An 18247-nucleotide genomic window follows, 5' to 3' on the forward strand; every position below is an offset into this window, starting at 1 on the left:
GTACTATGACCTTCACCACAATTAGACCCGGAGGCAACCTTTCACCTCAATCCAACAAGGGTAGCAAATATTACCGAAAAGTGTGTTATTTATTATTCCGTTTATTAAAAGGATATTTGACAACGTTAGCATCATTGGTCGCAGACTCTATGCCTTTGACATAAGCCGTGACTTTCTTTTTCCATAGGCTGTGCCGTTCACACTGAACGACAAAATCAGATTCATTATGCATTTCATCCAATTCCACCAATAAAGACTGAGCAATATTAGGCGCAAGTCTTGTTCTGATCTTTTCTTCCGCCTTGTTTTTGTCGCGTTCAAAATCAGTAAAAGAAAGATACACAATCAAGATCGCAACGCCAAACAACGCCAACAGAAAAACGGTTACGAAGATGCTTGCCATCGAAACGTCTCCTTTACTGTAAGGATGATGTATTGCCAAATCATCAAAAGCGCAATTGCGATATTAATTGCATTAATCCCAACACTATAAATCAATGTAATAGTGTCGGTTTTATGAAAGAACACACTGTCAACATAGCCTACGATTTGCAATGCAATCATACATAACAAACCCAACATATAAGCTTTGGCGAGGAAGCCCAGTTTCTCCTGAATTAACTTATGACCATAGCGAATACTGACAATCGCCATCATGTCGATAATCACCCAGGTTCCATACCAATAAAGAGGATAATGGGGAAGCTCGGGAGGAACCGCTCCCCCCCGAGCAATAACCAGTAGCTCCGGGCTTAAATGATTCATATAACCATCAAACGCGGCAATAATAAAACTGGTCAACAAAAATGAACCAAACCTTTTGCCTGTAATAAGTGCCAATACTGGTACAGCGATATGAACAAAGGTCACTCTGTTATATAACTGAAATAGCAACTCTTCCACTAGGGTCGTACTCCAGGTCCATTCTGTATTTCCACATCACCGGAATATTCTTCGGGGCGAACACCCGGGCCATTTTGTAGCTCGACACCACCAGTACGGGATTCAGGGCGAACGCCAGGGCCATTTTGCAGCTCGACACCGCCAGCACGGGATTCAGGGCGAACGCCAGGGCCATTTTGTAGCTCGACACCACCAGTACGGGATTCAGGGCGAACGCCAGGGCCATTTTGAAGCTCGACACCATCAGTACGGGATTCAGGGCGAACACCCGGGCCATTTTGTAGCTCGACACCACCAGCACGGGATTCAGGGCGAACGCCAGGGCCATTTTGTAGCTCGACACCACCAGTACGGGATTCAGGGCGAACACCCGGGCCATTTTGCAAAGCCAGCTCTGCAGCAAATAGACTTTTCGCTTTGTCCGATACATTTACCACATCAGCAGTCTGATTATTGGCAACATTAGAAATCTCGTTTTTATTTTCAGCTACCGAAACGCCGCTAACATTATGTTTGGAAACGGTGTATCCCACATTATTAGCTATTCCATCCACCATAATTAATCTCTCAAATTGTAATATGTGATTAACAAATCGCCACATTAGTTGACCCAATGGCATAAATCTCTTTACAAAAATCAACCAATAGTTCTATTATTGAACTGCTGGTTCTGTTTGAAGGATCGATGATGTCACTAAATTAGGCGAAATCGACGGCAAAAAAGTAACACATGGATGCTAAAAATACTAACCAATGATCACAAAAATTATGAAAAATTGGTAAAAAAAGACGGTAAAGCCAATGAAAATAGCGACTTCATGTAATGTTGTTAACTTCAACAAGCTGAGTTTATTTTCTCGGTGAGGGAGTTTATTTTCATATAACTAATAGTGATTTTATCTACCATTGGTATCTATCACTACATTGACATCCAGATATTAGTGATCTGAATCCATCCAGATTCTGCAGTTATCACGCTCACCAAACATAGTCAGCGATAAAAAATTATAAATACCGAGAACGTCTTGATTTCGACTTTTAACGCTGTATGTGCCCACCCACAGAAAGTCATTCTCATTGCGCTCTCATCTGCAGCATGGCTGATTAAGTGTTGATAACAGCTATAAACATAACAACAACGAGGATAAACATGAATAACTACGCAACAAAAAAGATACTATATTGTCTTTTTGGGTTTAAGCAGAAAAACGTTATAAGTGATCTGATGAAGTCTATCGTTTTACATCTAGGTAGCCCACTAAGGAAAGGCTCTAGAGGCTCTCTCTCTGCCTCAACATCCCTTACCCATTATAGAAGATGCCTTCTAAGCACATTACAAAAAGGACATTATTATACCTCAATAAGGTTGTTTTTTTTAAAAAAGGATGTATTATTATCCCCGGGTTGTATGGAGATGTGTCCCAAAGTGTCATTTTCTATTTTGAATAGTGACCAAAGAATGGATGAGGTGTAATCATGTATATTAAAGGTGAAGATCTGAAAGTAATCCGCAAACAGGCTGGACTGACAATTTCTGAAGCAGCCAAGTTAGCTGGAGTAAAAACGCGCAAAACGATAATGAACTGGGAAAAAAATGTAGGAGCGCCTAATATCAACCAGTTTTTGCAGTTATGTCGTGGTTATGGTCTGGATTGCCATAAACTGATGACAGACATCATGCATCGTAGCGCCACAGGTCAAGAACTGGGGGCAATTCAAAGCCACCATAGTTGATGAAAGATGAAGCATAGTCCGTCAATTGCGGGCTATGCTTACAAGAAAAACAATATCAGGGATGAAATAAAAGAGGCTGTGATAATTCTATCAATAGCTGTTAGTGATAGAAGTGATTCGACCAAGCACTTCCAATACACTTACCTTATCTTTGGATAATGTCTGAGGCGGGTAGTTGTTATTGTCACTCAGCAAATTGATACCGCCTTCAAGTGTCAGTTGCACCCGGCGAATACAGACAGTCTCATTGATTTTGAGCATATACATCTTGCCATCTTGAAGTTCTGTTTCACTGCTGTCATATATGACTCTGGCACCTTCCTTAATTGTGGGTTCCATCGCATTCCCAACGGCTGTCCAATCATGATGAAGTGGCGGTAAGTGAGGAGCGGTATATTCTGTTGCACCTTCACAAACTTGCAAGACAGTCTTTTGATCCAGGATATTGTTAGAACTAAATCTGGCAATGACTCTTTGTTTAACAAGCTCTTTGAAGTCATAGCCCGTTTCATTTGATAGTGCGACCAAATAATCCACATCAGGTAAACGGCCTGAATTTTCATAAGACTTCAACGTATTTGGATGGCAGTCGTATTTCTTTGCCATGGCAACACGAGTGATGTGGGGTGCTCTTAATGATTTTATCCACTGCCCAAATTCTTTTTCGTTCAATGTATTATACCCGGGTAAATTTACACGCTAGCATTCTATTAAATGTGCACTCAGACCCCAAGCACTTATTTGCACAAATTTTACCTGAAGACATAAGAATATCTTTATGTGAAATCTTTTATAATCAAATAGATATTTTAGTATCAAAATCGAAATTATCACCTCCGAAATAATCAACCCAAAATAATGAGTGAGGTAACAAAATAGCTCTGTTAAATGTATAGGAGCCTTTTTAAAGTAAGTATTTTTGCGAGATATAGACTGAACGATACAGAAAGGGAGTCAAGCAAGTGCAAAAAGATGTCTATTCTAAAGCCTACCAGGAACTGTTGGATAAGCTCAATCAACAGGATGAAATTTTGTCTGGTTTACCTGACGGTGAAGTTAGAAAAGAGGCATTTAATATTTTACTTGGCGCTGAAGAGTTACTTATTCGGTGGGACGAAATAGGCGTCAACTTTTCACAAGCGATTTCCGTATTACTGAGAGAAAACGAACGCCTGATAAATCAGGAACCCGGAGAGTCTTAGTAGCTCAGTCGAGTTAATCCGTATTTATCTCTCAATAACATCGAAAGAATCTCGAAATAGCCTTGAAGTAAACAACTCCCGGGTTAGTCTTTATTTCCTTAACTATTCGTTACTATCCACATCATCTGAATAATCAGCCAGCATATCGTTCGTTTCACCCGAAGTATTAACCTGTGACACTGGCAGTTCACTATCATGCTCAGCAAGATCCTCTTCTGCCTGACCCGCCATAGTATATTCAACTTCTATGCTATCGACTCTCTGCAAACCTCTCGGCAACTTGCTACCACGGCGTCCTCGCTCACCACGGTAATATTCCAAATCTTTTGCCGTCAGGGTCATTGGGCGCTTGCCCGCAGTAAGTTTGACCGAAGCGCCTTCGGGCACAATCGCAATAAGTTTCACATATTCTTCCCGGCTTTGAACACGAGAACTGGGCACGTTAATGATCTTGTTCCCCTTCCCTTTGCCTAAAGCAGGCAAATCCCGTAGGGGGAACATTAACATTCGACCTTCGTTGGTAATGGATAAACAGTAATCCGTATCCAGATTCACAACTCGCTGAGGCGGGATCACCTTTGAACCTCGGGGCAACGATAGATAGGCTTTACCGGCTTTATTCTTACTAACCATGTCATTGAATTTTCCAATGAAACCATAGCCAGCATCAGAGGCAATTAAATAACTCTGCTCGTCAGCCCCCATAATGGCGTGCTCGAATTGTTCCCCGGCAACCATATTAAAACGACCCGTAAGCGGCTCGCCCTGGCTTCTTGCAGAAGGCAGGCTATGAGCATCGCAGGAGAAAGTTCTACCTGAGGAATCTAAAAATACGACTTGTTGGGTACTACGTCCCTTGGCTGCACTGAGGAAATTGTCGCCGGCTTTATAACTCAAACCAACCACATCAATGTCGTGACCTTTAGCACAACGAGCCCAGCCTTTTTCAGATAACACAACCGTGACGGGTTCTGAAGGCACTAATTGTTTTTCAGACAACGCTTTCGCTTCATGGCGTTCTACGATCGGAGATCGACGTTCATCTCCATACTCTTTGGCATCTTCCAGTATTTCTTTCTTAATCAGCGTTTTCAGCCTGCGATCGGAACCCAGCAATTGCTCTAACTTTTCACGCTCAGCTTCAAGTTCATCCTGCTCGCCGCGAATTTTCATTTCTTCCAGCTTTGCCAAATGGCGCAACTTCAAATCGAGTATGGCTTCAGCTTGCGTATCGCTAAGGCCAAATCGTTCCATTAAAACAGGTTTAGGCTTGTCTTCGTTACGAATAATGGCAATCACTTCGTCAATATTGAGGAAGGCGATCATCAAACCTTCGAGGATATGCAATCTAGCCAGCACTTTTTCCAGGCGATATTGCAAACGACGAGTGACGGTATCTTTGCGGAAAGCCAACCATTCATTGAGAATGGTCAATAAGCCCTTAACTTGTGGACGACCATCCAGGCCAATCATATTCAGGTTAACGCGATAACTCTTTTCCAAATCCGTTGTGGCAAACAAATGCTGCATCAGCTGTTCGGTATCAACACGGTTAGAGCGTGGCGTAATGACTAAGCGAGTAGGGTTTTCATGATCCGATTCATCGCGTAAGTCACTAACCATTGGTAGCTTCTTGGCTTGCATCTGCCCAGCAATTTGCTCAAGGATCTTGGCACCCGAGGATTGATGCGGTAGCGCTGTAATGATCAGATCACCATTATCTTCATGATAAACAGCGCGCATCTTAATGCTTCCCTTGCCTGTTTCGTAGATCTTAACGATGTCGGCCTTGGGCGTAATAATTTCAGCTTCTGTTGGATAATCAGGGCCTTGCACATGGGTCATGATCTCAGCAAGGTCAGCTTTACTATCATCCAGTAAGGCAGCGCAAGCGTTAGCTAATTCTCGAACATTGTGTGGCGGAATATCCGTTGCCATACCAACAGCAATACCGGTAACGCCATTGAGTAAGATATGAGGCAATCTTGATGGCAGAACCTTAGGTTCTTTTAATGTGCCATCAAAGTTAGGAACCCAATCGACCGTTCCCTGCCCTAGCTCACGTAGTAGAACTTCACTGAATTTCGACAAACGCGCTTCGGTATAACGCATGGCAGCGAAAGACTTGGGATCATCAGGCGCTCCCCAGTTTCCTTGCCCATCAACTAAAGGGTATCGGTACGAAAATGGCTGAGCCATTAACACCATAGCTTCATAACAGGCCGAATCACCGTGCGGGTGAAACTTACCCAGTACGTCCCCCACCGTTCTCGCCGATTTCTTATATTTGGCAGTGGCACTTAAGCCCAAATCGGACATGGCATAAATGATACGGCGCTGTACTGGCTTTAAGCCATCACCAATATTTGGTAACGCCCTGTCCATGATGACGTACATGGAATAATTCAAATACGCATCTTCGGTAAATTTACGAATGGGGAGTTGTTCTACGCCTTCGGCGCTAATAGTGATTTCTTGGCTCATAGTAGCTTTTAGCGTTAACCCTTAATTATTCTTGAGCTTCCAATGTATTGTGTGCCTTACGCATAGGTGAATAGAAACGCTTCATTACACACAATTAGTTAGGGCATGTTACTTACGGTAAGTGATCCTGTAAATCACATTTGCAAAGTCGTCCGACAACAACAAGCTTCCATCAGGCATAGGCAAAAAGGCAACTGGACGTCCCCAAGCGGTATCGTCTGCTTGTAACCAGCCATCAATAAAGGGCTGATAATTCTCAACCTTGTCTTTTTTCACTGTTGCCATCATGACTCGATAGCCTGACTTCTTGGAACGATTCCAGGAGCCATGTTCTGCTACAAATAGGGTTTCCTTATAAGAGGCAGGAAATTGTTGTCCCTGATAGAAGTGAATACCAAGAGGCGCTACATGAGCCTGTAAATCCAGTGCCGGCGCGCGATAATCTGAAGCTTTCTTGCCAACACCAAATTCAGGGTCGGCAACGCTACTACCAAAGAAATAGGGATAACCAAAATGTTGCCCATGCTCACTCACATGATTAATTTCACAAGGAGGAAGGTCATCACCTAACCAATCGCGACCATTATCACTAAACCAGAAATCCCCCGTTTTTGGATGCCAGTCGAAGCCAACACTGTTTCTCACACCTCTTGCAACCCACTCTTGCTGCCCGGTTTTCAAATTAAAGCGCAAGATTGAATCAAAACGAGGATCGTCAAAATCTTTCGAACCTTGGGTCATACACACATTACACGGTGTTCCAATAGGCACATACAACCAACCATCAGGGCCAAAATCGATATTCTTCCAGCCATGATGTCTCTCTTTAGGTAAATTAGCGACAACCACTTCCGGTTTGGGAGGATTGGAAAGATGCTCTTCAATATTGGCAAACCTGATAACCTGATTGACCTCAGCAACGTACAGGTCTCCATCTTTGAAGGCCAAGCCTGAAGGCATAAACAGACCGGATGCAATCTCAATGACTTTTTCCGCTTTACCGTCACCATCGGCATCAACCACCGCATGCACTTTTCCCGGATTGCGACTCCCCACAAACACAGTCCCTTTATTACCCAAGGCCATTTGCCGCGCGTTATCAACATTTTCTGCATAAAGGCTTATCTCAAATCCCTCGGGTAATTTGAGTTTTTCCAATGGCAAAGACCAGGCAGAAGTTAAAAACAGGCAGTAAAGTGCCAACATTGACAGGTATTTCATCATAGCCTCTTAATAGAAAATCCGGACGATTTTTGCATTTCATTGTGGGCACAATAGTGCCATTTCACAAGTGAGAATTTGCATTAACAAATGATACATTTCATCACTTCTTTTTACACACAGTTCACAAGGGATTATTTACTAACCTTAAATAGCTACAACCCCGGTAAATAAAGCTATCTGGCAATACGAATTTACATCGTATATTTGTTATTCAAAGGTCTTTAAGGTAACTTAGATGAAAACCCCTCTAATGTTCAGAGCACTCGTAACATCAACAGTTAAATGTAGTTGTGTTGAGTATCGCAGTATTAGTCGTTTTTTTGGGTGTGGGATTAGAGAACTATCGATTTAGTTAATTCAATCAGACAACAACTGATCGGGTTAGCAGTAAGGGGAAATTGGAAATTAAAATGCGCCGAATAGTCCATTTGTTGTTTTGGGTAGCCTGTATTTGGGCACCAAGTGTAATGGGGCAAAACCAATCATTAATTGAACTGGTAGACGTCAATAAGTCTTACTCTATTAACCGCAAAGCTCAAATATTGGAAGAGCCTAATGGTGTTTGGCAAATTAATGAAGTTGTACAACGACACAATCTCTTTTATAAGCCCACCTCAGATAATCCTAACTATGGCCTTAGTGAGAAAGGATTATGGCTTTACTCTCAAATAGTAAATAAATCTGATATGCGTTTTTGGGTTGTTGATGTCAGCTTTGCCCAAAATGACAACGTGGATTTTTATTTGCTGGAAGACGGCGAAGTTATTTTTGAAAGTAAGCAAGGAAAAGTCACCAATAATCAGTACAAACGATACCCTGTTTTCAAAATACAAATGAAACAAGGGCCAATCTACGACCTCTATGTTCGTGTATATAACCCTCATCTCAACCGAGTCATTCCCATTGATATCTATTCCGGCAAGCACTTCAATCTGGTCATGAACGTGGATCAAACCATGTGGGGTTTCTACTACGGTGGCTTGTTCATGCTTGTGCTGTATAGCGTAGTATTATTCATTAACACTCGCGAAAGTAGCCTCTTTGCATACGTTTTCTATCTCATCAATGCAATTTTATTTGAACTGGTTTGGGGTGGGCATCTTCATTTATTTCTTAATTCGCCAACCAGTCAGTGGCTCATGACCCATACCGATCTGGTCTTTTCCCTGATGGCCTTTAGTGCAGGGTGTTTTGCGCTTTCCTTTTTAGAAGCATCCAATTCCGCACCAAAGGCCACCAAATTAGTGAAAATCTTTTTGGGCTTAGAATTTTTCCTGGTAATCATTTCCGCTATTGATGTATTCCCATCTAAAGTACAAAACTACCTTGTTTACTTCATTAGCATAGGCGCCATATTTAGTTATCTCCGAGCAGGAATAGAAAGCTATTTAAACCACTACAAACCCGCCAGATACTTTGTTTTCGCCTGGACAATACTGCTCTCTTGCGCATTTGTAGGACTATTAGGCCTTATTGGATATCTTCCCTCTAACTTTGCGACCACCTATTGTTTCCAAATTGGCGTATTCATTGAATCGGCGTTCTTCGCTTTAGCCATACTGGAGAAAAGTCGCCATAAGCTGGAAACCGACGTGCAAAGTGCCACAGAAGATCTCATGAATAATCTGGAATTAATCGAAGAGCAAAACGCCCGTTTAGACATTGCACGCAAAGACGCCGTAAAAGCCAGCCATATTAAATCGCAATTCCTGGCGAATATGAGCCACGAAATAAGAACACCATTGAATGCCATTCTGGGTTTTAGCAAAGAACTCTCAACGCTGTCACTTCCGGCAGATAAACAGGAACATATTCAAATTATCAATACTTCCGCGACAAACCTGTTGGCTATTGTGAATGATGTTCTGGACTTCTCTAAAATAGAAGCCGGAAAACTGCGCATTCACCAAGAGCATTTCAGCCCAACTGAATTGCTCGAAGAATTACTGTTTGTCAATTCGAAAGCGGCTCGAAAAAAAGGCTTGTTCTTTGGTTTCGACAGTTGCCCGCTACCGCAAAAACTGGTTGGCGATCCGGCACGTATCAAACAGGTACTCACCAACCTGTTAAGTAACGCTATCAAATTTACCCAGGAAGGCTATGTCAATATGGTCGTGCGTGGAAAAGCACTCGACAACGGACTGTACCAACTGGAATTTCTGATAGAAGACTCCGGTATTGGTATTGAGAACAAGAACAAAAGTAAACTGTTTCGCGCCTTTTCCCAGCTTGACGAAGCGTTAACCCGCTCCTATCAGGGAACCGGTTTGGGATTGGTGATTTGCCAACAACTGGTGCAATTAATGAAAGGTCGCATCAGCTTTGAAAGCCTTTATGGCGTTGGCAGTAGTTTTAAAGTCACGCTTACCTGCAAGCAAGCCTCCGAAGAATACGACATGATGCCGGATCCTCAATGGCAAGACAAAACCGTGGTCATTCTGGATAAAGACTTTTTAGCAAGACGCAGCAAAGCCAAGTTACTCACCTATTTAGGTGCCAAAGTCACATCCGCAGAAAGTCTGGATTTTCTGGCATCCCTGCATAACAAATATGACTATTTGCTAGTGGATGCCCTAAGTTTAAATGGAATCAATCAAAGTGAATACTTACGTCAGTGCAAGCTGTTTCCGGCGAACGATAAGGTGCTACTTCATGACAACCATCATTCCATTAACGCGATCCCGCAAGTGCATGACATCTTCAATCGCTACATTGAGAAACCGTTATTACTGTCTCGGTTAACCCATTTCTTCGAACAGGAAGAGCAAGACGATGCCGATATCTGGCAACAACGACTTGCCTCATTGCCCGCGATTAGCGTGTTAGCCGTAGACGATATGGAACTGAATTTAAAACTGCTGAAAACCTGGCTGCTTGATGCGCCGATTGATTTGGTGCTTTGCTACAGTGGCAAAGAAGCCGTTAGCCTGTGTGAAAGCAAAGATTTCGATCTCATTCTAATGGATGTTCAAATGCCTGAGATGGATGGTGTCGAGGCCACGAAACGTATTCGCCGTACTCGAATCAACCAGGGCACACCGATCATCGCAGTAACCGCCCACGCATTCAGAGAAGAAAAAGAACGCCTGTTAAATTCGGGGATGGATGATTATCTGGCAAAACCGCTCGATCTGGGTTCTTTAATCAATACCATCAAACGATGGAGTATAGGCGTTGAAGAAAAAGGCCCCATCACCTCAGATTTACCCGACTTTGAATGGAAACTTGCGGTCGGTCGCGCCAATGGTAACGAATCGATAGCGAACGAAATGTTCTATGACTTTGTAGAGCAGTTACCGGAATCCTTTGCCGCAATCAGTCACAATGCTGAAAATCAACGCTGGAAAGAAATGCAACATTTTGTGCATAGGCTACATGGCGCATCTTGTTACACCGGTGTACCAAAGCTACAGTTTTTATGCGCAGAATGTGAAAAATGCCTGAAACTGGGAGATATAGATGACGCAATGCGCTACGTCCCCAGTATTAAACAGGCGGTTGACGCCTTACTGAAAATGAAACAGGAAAGTTAACAAGGTAAAAAATACCAACGCCATATAGAACAATATGTACAGCCGCATGGAGGCGGCTGTAGTGCTCCATCAAGGGGTTCGCGCAAGCTGGCGTTTAATCTTCCTGCGCAACCTTGTTTTTACATTCTCGAAGCAGCTGCACAAACTCTTCCGTAGAGCGATCCAATTCCGCTACATTAATGAATAAATCATAGCCCAGTGTTTCCCGCAGCTTGGTCATTCTGTTAGCAAACATAGCCTGCAACCCGGTATACAACTTACCACTTTCAGAGGTGTATCTATCGTCTTCCAATAAATGGTCATTGTAATCATTCTGGGTTTTCATCTGTTCCTTGATCGCTTGCAGCAGCAAGGAACGTTGCTCTGTCATAATGTTATTCATTAAACGCGGCGACATCGTTTCCAGAACAGGCTCGTAACTTTTCACCCGAATGCCGACAACCGCCAAAGGATGGTGTTGCAAATCAACGTAAACACTGGGCACATCAAAACGCTGAATATTGTCCCAATGTAAATACCACTGCCCATGTCGATGGTGATATCGCATTTCCTGACGAGAAAGATGCAGGCTATGATCGGGCTCTCTTAGCTTAAACCAGCCAATGAGTATGGCAACCAAGCCACCACAGATGATGAAAATTCCCATCAAACGCAGCTCAACAGGCAACCAACTAAGAACCATTGTCCCCAGAATAAGCGCCACACCGCCAATCGCGATACTCGTCAGGCCGCCACCTTTAGATTGTGCCCGAATATAAATGACATCATCCATACGCTATAACCAGAAAAAATACACGACAACGAACATCATCACTGCCCATAAAATGATGAACCGCCAACGACGACAAGTAGGGCAATCGGTATGCCACCAGCGAGATAATTTGCTTGTTTTCATCTTATCCTGAACCACCCAGTAAGAACGCTTAGCGCTATATTGTAACGCCGCTTTCATGCTATCATCCCCGGCTTTGTAATTTACCCCTTGATTTAACGGGCTGAAGCGCCCCAGATTTGAGACGATTCATGACGGACAAACTAGCCGAACATTACAGCGATATTATTACCCTTTTAGGCGAAGATGTAACTCGTGACGGGCTAATCGACACACCAAAACGTGCTGCCAAAGCCATGCAATTCCTCACCGCTGGCTATGATATGTCATTGCAAGAAGTAATCAATGATGCAATTTTTGAAGCTGACACCGACGAAATGGTTGTGGTTCAAGGTATCGAATTCTATTCCTTGTGTGAGCATCACCTTTTACCCTTTATTGGGAGCTGCAACATAGCCTATATCCCAAACGGCAAAGTGTTAGGATTATCCAAGTTTGCTCGTATCGTCGATCTATTCTCTCGTCGCTTGCAAATTCAGGAAGGGCTAACCAAACAAATCGCCGAAGCAGTGCAAGAAGTCACAGGAGCGCGTGGTGTAGGTGTGATCATGGAAGCCAAACACATGTGCATGATGATGCGCGGCGTACAAAAGCAGAATTCCTCAATGGTCACATCAGTCATGCTTGGATCATTCCGCGAATCTCAAGCAACTCGTACCGAATTCCTACGCTTAATCGGTAAATAAGCCGCTGCAAATTGAAACATCCCGGAATAAGCAAATTCCGGGATGTTAGTCACACATTCAATACCAGGTTTTACATTTTGTCCTGGGTTTTAGTGTCGAAATCGCTGGCATCATGGCGTTCAAGCAACTGCTCATGAGGTTCACCGAACACCCGATTCACCATACGACCACGCTTAACCGCAGTTCTTGAACCCACTTCTTCCGTCCAACGCATCAAATTTTTATATTCATGGGTTTGCAAAAACTCGGCTGCATTGTATACCGCGCCACTCGCCACACCGCCGTACCAAGGCCAGATTGCCATATCGGCAATAGTATAGTCATCACCGCAGATATACTGATGTTTCTCTAGTTGTTTGTCCAACACATCCAACTGCCTTTTCACCTCCATGGTAAAGCGGTTAATAGGGTATTCGTAACGTTCTGGCGCATACGTATAGAAATGCCCAAAGCCTCCGCCCAAAAATGGAGCACTGCCCATTTGCCAGAACAACCAGTTTAAACATTCTGTGCGGCCAGCATGGTCTTGCGGAATGAAAGCACCAAATTTCTCAGCCAGATAAAGCAAGATCGAACCCGATTCAAACACGCGCGTTTCCGGATCCGTTGTCGTATCCAGCAAGGCAGGAATTTTAGAATTGGGATTAATATCAACAAAGCCAGAACCAAATTGTTCCAAATCCAAGATACGGATCAAAAACGCATCATACTCCGCATCGCTAAAGCCTTTGGCTAAAAGCTCTTCAAACATAATGGTGACTTTCTGACCATTAGGCGTACCCAGGGAATAGAGTTGGAAGGGATGTTTGCCTCGGGGAAGTTCCTTTTCGAATCGCGCCCCGGCGGTAGGGCGATTAATGCTGGCGAATTGCCCGCCATTCTCATCATCATAAGTCCAGATTTTCGGCGGTGTATAGGTTGGATCAGACACAGTGAAGCCTCGCTTTATTTATGTAAAGTGGGAAAAATGTGGTGCAACTTGAATCCACGCCCAAGGATTATTTATCTCTCTCTAACGTATTTTGCCCATCTAAATAGCTACACGGAGCTATTAGTCAGCTATAGAAAGTTGTGAGCAGACCCACTGTCGCAGGGAAGCGACGGTGGAGCTCCCCAAGAATGGGTTTACGGCGAGTCTGCGACGAGTTTCTATAGGTGACTCTTCATTGCAGAAAATACTAGTCGCAAAAGAAAAGTTAACGCACAAGAAAGTACCCTACCTATATGGGAATGCTTTCCTAAAAATAAAGGCAACAACTTGAAAAGTGTAGGAAAACGAGTAAAGAAAAAAGCCTCTATTCGAAAGCAGAATCCTTGGCAAAATCTCGCAATTTAGAATCTTCTTGCTCAGTAAGGTGCGGATAAGCCTCTGCCACCGCTTGCATAATGTATGCAACGGGCACACCGTCAAATGTGCCGTGATCTGTCACATATTCCATATGTTTCTGCCCATTCTCGGTGTAAGGATGGAATATAGAATCCGTTTCACCATCGAATTCCAAAGGCACAACTCCAAATTTCTGGCATAGCTCCACATTAAAAACAGGCGTACATTTCACCCACTGATCATCCAGAAATAATTCTGCGTAACCATGCATCACAAACAAATCAGAACGCAGTAATTCCAATAACTTAGGGCTGGAAAGATGATTGCGCACATTCGCCAAGCCCAAGCGAGCCGGAATGCCCAAACCTCTCGCCGCAGCAACCATCAATGCCGATTTAGGCACACAAAACGCCTCGCCTTTTTCAACCGCATAGCTGGCAGTCAGAGACGGCACACCATCAATAAAAGTGTAAGGGTTGTAACGAATGTCATCACGCACCAAGTAATAAAGCTCCACCGCTTTCTCTTTGTTTGAACTGGCTTTCACCCGGGAAATAAGTTCTTGAATACCGGGATGGGAAAAATCTAATTCGGGAGTTTCTTGTAGGTACTTGTCCATGGCAATTGCGTGGTATGACCAGTAGGTAGGCAAAGTGTAATAGATGCTCTCCTTGCAAACCAGTGCTTTGTATTAAAGGAATAACAGACAGCTCACTTACGATTTTGTTATGCAGGTGCTAACATCGGTGCATTCTTTTCTACCGTTACCAATGATTGTGCCCAAAATAGCAAACGACTCAGTATCGGTTTCCATTCAGCAACTCAAACAGCCTTCGCAGCAAGAAACGTGGCAACAAAAGTCCGATTGGGTTGCCGTTGAAGAACCTTTAGAGATCTGGGTTAAGTTCGCACAATCGCAAGATAAACCTTTCCCGCTTACTGTCACCATGCGCACTCCCGGTGATGATCTCGATCTGGTGAAAGGCTGGCTGCTCTCAACCGCGTCGATATCGGTCAATGATATTGTAGATATTCGCCATACAGGAACCGAGACCTTAAAATCCGGGCAAAGTAATCGCGTTATCGTGACCTTAAAAGACGCCGTTCAAGACAAAATAGCTCAGCTAGCGCGCAGTGAAATAATCAGCAGCAGTTGCGGCGTTTGCGGTTTTAAGCAGATTGAAAACCTGATGGATGAATTGCATCAAAGCCAGCGAAAAGCTAACTGTCGCATTAACTTGAACCCAATAAGCCTGGATAACGATCAGATATTCGCACTTACCCATCACCTCAAAGAAAACCAACCCTTATTTGCTGCAACGGGCGGAGTACATGGTGTCGGGTTGTTTGATGCAACAGGTAAGCTGTTGGATGTTCGCGAAGATGTCGGGCGGCATAATGCCATGGATAAACTCATCGGTGCGCATTACGAAAAATTTTCGAGTTCATCCTACGGTGTTGTATTAAGCGGACGAGTGAGCTTCGATATGGTGCAAAAAGCCGTGAAAGCCAGCATAGTGATGATCGTCGCCATTGGCGCGCCAAGCAGCTTAGCCATTGAATTAGCAAAAGAAGCAGATATAAGCCTTTATGGGTTTATCAACAGCAATAAAATAAACCGCTATGTTTAAATACAACTTTCAGAAAAGACCATGAGCAAAGAAAACACGCCTCCACAAAAAATCACCGTCAGCCTTCCCAAAGACTGGGCGGCGGGCGTACCAGCGGTCATTTCAGCATATAAGAATGTCGGCACGAAAGTGGGCGCAATCAAAGGTTCAAAATTGCTACTGGAAGCCAACCAAAAACAAGGCTTCGACTGCCCCGGCTGCGCCTGGCCAGACCCATTAGGCCACAGAGCCACCTTTGAGTTCTGCGAAAACGGAGCCAAAGCCATTGCCGACGAAGCCACACGCAAACGCGCCGATGCTGAATTCTTTGCTCAATACAATATAGAACAACTCAAAGCTGAATCAGACCGTTGGCTTAACGATCAAGGTCGATTAGTCGAGCCCTTATTTTTAGACCAAAGTTCTGAACACTATCGCCCCATCTCCTGGGAAGCGGCTTTTGAACTTATTGCCGACGAACTTAACGCCTTAAACAGCGCCGACGAAGCGGCTTTTTACACCTCAGGGCGAACCAGCAACGAAGCGGCATTTCTGTATCAACTTTTCGTTCGAGCCTTCGGCACCAACAACCTGCCCGATTGCTCCAATATGTGCCACGAATCCAGCGGCGTCGGGCTAAAAGAAAGCATCGGCGTCGGTAAAGGCACAGTCACGCTAGAAGACTTGCACCACTCAAAAGCTATTTTTATTTTTGGGCAGAATCCCGGCTCTAACCACCCCAGAATGCTATCAGCCTTGCAAAAAGCGAAACGCAATGGCGCGACAATTATCACCATCAATCCATTAGACGAAACCGGTTCAAAACGCTTTAAAAACCCGCAAGAAATAGAAGGCGTAATAGGTGCTGGCACAGCACTTCGCAACCTGCATTTGCCAGTGAAAATAAACGGCGATGTGGCCTTATTAACCGGGTTGTGCAAATACCTGCTGGAACAGGACGAACTTAATGGCAATGTGCTTGATCACGACTTTATCGCATCTTATTGCTACAACTTCGACGCATTTAAGCAACAAATACAAGCAAGTGATTGGCAAGCCATAGAAACGGTCAGTGGCATCAACAAAGCACAGATCATTCAAGCCGCCGAGCTCTACATGCAAGCCGACAGCGCCATTTGCTGCTGGGCAATGGGCATGACGCAACATAAAAACGCCGTGGCCAATATCCAGATGATGACCAATTTTCTCATGCTGCGTGGCAATTTAGGCAAGCCGGGAGCCGGAGTCTGCCCGGTGCGTGGACACAGTAATGTGCAAGGCGATCGCACCATGGGGATTTGGGAAAGGCCATCACAAGCCCTGCTTGATGCCATTGAACAGGAATTCCATTTCCAGCCCCCGCAACATCATGGCGTTGATGCCGTGCAATGCGCAGACGACATGCTCAGCGGCAAAATCAAAGTCTTCTTTGCTATGGGTGGCAACTTCTATTCCGCCATGCCCGACAACCAACGTGTAGGGCAAGGCTTAAGTAACTGTTCCCTTACTGTGCAAGTCTCAACAAAACTAAACCGCTCGCACCTGTACCACGGAAAACGCGCACTAATATTGCCAGCGCTGGGTCGAACCGAAATCGACACCCAAGCAAGCGGCATTCAGATCGTGACCGTTGAAAACTCAATGGGTGTGGTGCAAACCTCTTACGGGAAGATCCCGCCCGCATCGGAGCATTTAAAAAGCGAAGTGGCGATTATTGCCGAACTCGCAGACAAGGTGTTTGCTACGAGAGGAACCTCGAATAACACTATTCCCTGGCTTAGCTTCAAGCAGGATTATCGACACATTCGCGACCATATCGCCAAGGTTATCCCCGGTTTTGAGGACTTTAATCAACGCATAGAAAAAGAAGGCGAATTCCAACTTCCCAACGCCGTGCGCGATGCTCGACGTTTCGACACCGCCACAGGCAAAGCCAACTTCACCTGCCACGACATTGAACCCATTGATGTGCCAGAAGGCTGTTTTATATTGATGACCTTACGTAGTCACGATCAATTCAACACCACCATCTACACCGACAACGACCGCTACCGAGGCATTCACGGCACTCGCAAAGTGCTGTTTATTAACAAGCACGACATTGCTTCGCTAAATTTAAAAGCGGGAGACAGGGTAGATATCACCTCGCATTGGCAAGACGAGCCAGACAGAACCATCACAGGATTCCAACTGGTTGAATACGCTATCCCACAAGGCAGTGTTGGCGCTTACTACCCGGAAACTAACGACTTGATAACGTTAGGAAGCAAAGCCGATAAAAGTAACACACCGGCTTATAAGTCGGTGGTGGTGAGTTTGAGGAAGTCTTTATAGCCGCTTATGTTATCTGTCTCTTCGTCACATCTTTTTATGTCAGATAGATTCTATTCATTAATGATAATTATGCTTTTGTTATTTCTTTAGGTTTCTTGTATGACACGTCCTTCGGACGCGCCAGTTACTTTTCTTGTCTCTGAACAAGAAAAGTAACCAAAAGAAATCAGCCCCAACGGTTAACCTATTCCTGCGCTTCTCGAATATTGAAAGCCGGTCTCACGGTGCATCCATGCACCGAGCAGCCCTAATTCATCATCCCTGATGAATTGCTTTCAATATTCTTCCGTTTTGCTAATTTAGTCAGGGGGTTAACCG

16 protein-coding genes are annotated in these 18247 nt (G+C 44.3%); 6 read left to right on the plus strand and 10 right to left on the minus strand.

Annotated features, from left to right (window positions below; translation table 11 throughout):
• Window positions 1-85: 85 nt before the first annotated feature.
• Genes KIH87_RS18060 through KIH87_RS18070 form a run of 3 tightly spaced genes read right to left on the minus strand, consistent with a single transcriptional unit; the run spans window position 86 to window position 1460 of the window.
• Complete coding sequence (locus KIH87_RS18060; RefSeq protein ID WP_232359242.1) at window positions 86-403, minus strand: hypothetical protein; 318 nt, start codon at window positions 401-403, stop codon at window positions 86-88.
• Window positions 385-903 (minus strand): hypothetical protein, encoded by a 519-nt coding sequence (locus KIH87_RS18065; RefSeq protein WP_232359243.1) that lies wholly within the window; start codon window positions 901-903, stop codon window positions 385-387. The genes KIH87_RS18060 and KIH87_RS18065 overlap by 19 nt, the downstream gene beginning before the upstream one ends.
• Window positions 903-1460, minus strand: a complete 558-nt coding sequence (locus KIH87_RS18070) for a hypothetical protein (RefSeq protein ID WP_232359244.1) — start codon at window positions 1458-1460, stop codon at window positions 903-905. The genes KIH87_RS18065 and KIH87_RS18070 overlap by 1 nt, the downstream gene beginning before the upstream one ends.
• Window positions 1461-2379: 919 nt before the next feature.
• On the opposite strand from KIH87_RS18070, the gene KIH87_RS18075 reads away from it, so the two are divergent.
• Window positions 2380-2637: a helix-turn-helix transcriptional regulator gene (locus tag KIH87_RS18075; RefSeq protein ID WP_232359245.1), complete on the plus strand. Its 258-nt coding sequence runs from the start codon at window positions 2380-2382 to the stop codon at window positions 2635-2637.
• A gap of 90 nt (window positions 2638-2727) precedes the next feature.
• Here KIH87_RS18075 and KIH87_RS18080 read toward each other — a convergent pair whose 3' ends face one another.
• Window positions 2728-3309, minus strand: coding sequence for a LexA family transcriptional regulator (locus KIH87_RS18080; RefSeq protein ID WP_232359246.1), 582 nt, complete (start codon window positions 3307-3309; stop codon window positions 2728-2730).
• A 290-nt stretch (window positions 3310-3599) separates the two neighbouring features.
• On the opposite strand from KIH87_RS18080, the gene KIH87_RS18085 reads away from it, so the two are divergent.
• Complete coding sequence (locus KIH87_RS18085; RefSeq protein ID WP_232359247.1) at window positions 3600-3839, plus strand: hypothetical protein; 240 nt, start codon at window positions 3600-3602, stop codon at window positions 3837-3839.
• Between the two features lie 102 nt (window positions 3840-3941).
• Here KIH87_RS18085 and parC read toward each other — a convergent pair whose 3' ends face one another.
• Both parC and KIH87_RS18095 read right to left on the minus strand, forming a co-directional pair.
• On the minus strand, window positions 3942-6323 hold the full coding sequence (gene parC / locus KIH87_RS18090) for a DNA topoisomerase IV subunit A (protein ID WP_232359248.1): 2382 nt from the start codon (window positions 6321-6323) through the stop codon (window positions 3942-3944).
• 108 nt (window positions 6324-6431) lie between these two features.
• On the minus strand, window positions 6432-7547 hold the full coding sequence (locus tag KIH87_RS18095; protein WP_232359249.1) for a PQQ-dependent sugar dehydrogenase: 1116 nt from the start codon (window positions 7545-7547) through the stop codon (window positions 6432-6434).
• A gap of 410 nt (window positions 7548-7957) precedes the next feature.
• On the opposite strand from KIH87_RS18095, the gene KIH87_RS18100 reads away from it, so the two are divergent.
• Window positions 7958-11080, plus strand: a complete 3123-nt coding sequence (locus KIH87_RS18100; RefSeq protein WP_232359250.1) for a hybrid sensor histidine kinase/response regulator — start codon at window positions 7958-7960, stop codon at window positions 11078-11080.
• A 94-nt stretch (window positions 11081-11174) separates the two neighbouring features.
• On the opposite strand, the gene KIH87_RS18105 is transcribed toward KIH87_RS18100, so the two are convergent.
• Together KIH87_RS18105 and KIH87_RS18110 are read right to left on the minus strand one after the other, a co-directional pair.
• Window positions 11175-11852 carry a DUF2982 domain-containing protein gene (locus KIH87_RS18105; RefSeq protein ID WP_232359251.1) on the minus strand — a complete coding sequence of 226 codons (678 nt, stop codon included), beginning with the start codon at window positions 11850-11852 and terminating at the stop codon, window positions 11175-11177.
• Between the two features lie 3 nt (window positions 11853-11855).
• On the minus strand, window positions 11856-12032 hold the full coding sequence (locus KIH87_RS18110) for a hypothetical protein (protein WP_232359252.1): 177 nt from the start codon (window positions 12030-12032) through the stop codon (window positions 11856-11858).
• A gap of 71 nt (window positions 12033-12103) precedes the next feature.
• Here KIH87_RS18110 and folE point away from each other — a divergent pair, with 71 nt between their 5' ends.
• A complete protein-coding gene (folE, locus tag KIH87_RS18115) occupies window positions 12104-12658 on the plus strand; it encodes a GTP cyclohydrolase I FolE (protein WP_232359253.1) in 555 nt (184 codons plus the stop codon).
• Between the two features lie 70 nt (window positions 12659-12728).
• Here the strand turns inward: folE and yghU are convergent, their stop codons facing one another.
• Window positions 12729-13589 carry a glutathione-dependent disulfide-bond oxidoreductase gene (yghU, locus tag KIH87_RS18120; protein WP_232359254.1) on the minus strand — a complete coding sequence of 287 codons (861 nt, stop codon included), beginning with the start codon at window positions 13587-13589 and terminating at the stop codon, window positions 12729-12731.
• Between the two features lie 364 nt (window positions 13590-13953).
• Window positions 13954-14604 (minus strand): transglutaminase-like domain-containing protein, encoded by a 651-nt coding sequence (locus KIH87_RS18125; protein WP_232359255.1) that lies wholly within the window; start codon window positions 14602-14604, stop codon window positions 13954-13956.
• 127 nt (window positions 14605-14731) lie between these two features.
• Between KIH87_RS18125 and KIH87_RS18130 the strand changes: the two genes are divergently transcribed.
• Both KIH87_RS18130 and KIH87_RS18135 read left to right on the plus strand, forming a co-directional pair.
• Complete coding sequence (locus KIH87_RS18130; protein WP_232359256.1) at window positions 14732-15616, plus strand: formate dehydrogenase accessory sulfurtransferase FdhD; 885 nt, start codon at window positions 14732-14734, stop codon at window positions 15614-15616.
• A 21-nt stretch (window positions 15617-15637) separates the two neighbouring features.
• Entirely contained in the window at window positions 15638-17929 is a 2292-nt protein-coding gene (locus KIH87_RS18135; RefSeq protein ID WP_232359257.1) for an FdhF/YdeP family oxidoreductase, read from the plus strand.
• The last annotated feature ends 318 nt before the right edge of the window (window positions 17930-18247 follow it).

Source organism: Paraneptunicella aestuarii (genome assembly GCF_019900845.1).
GTDB lineage: Bacteria > Pseudomonadota > Gammaproteobacteria > Enterobacterales > Alteromonadaceae > Paraneptunicella > Paraneptunicella aestuarii.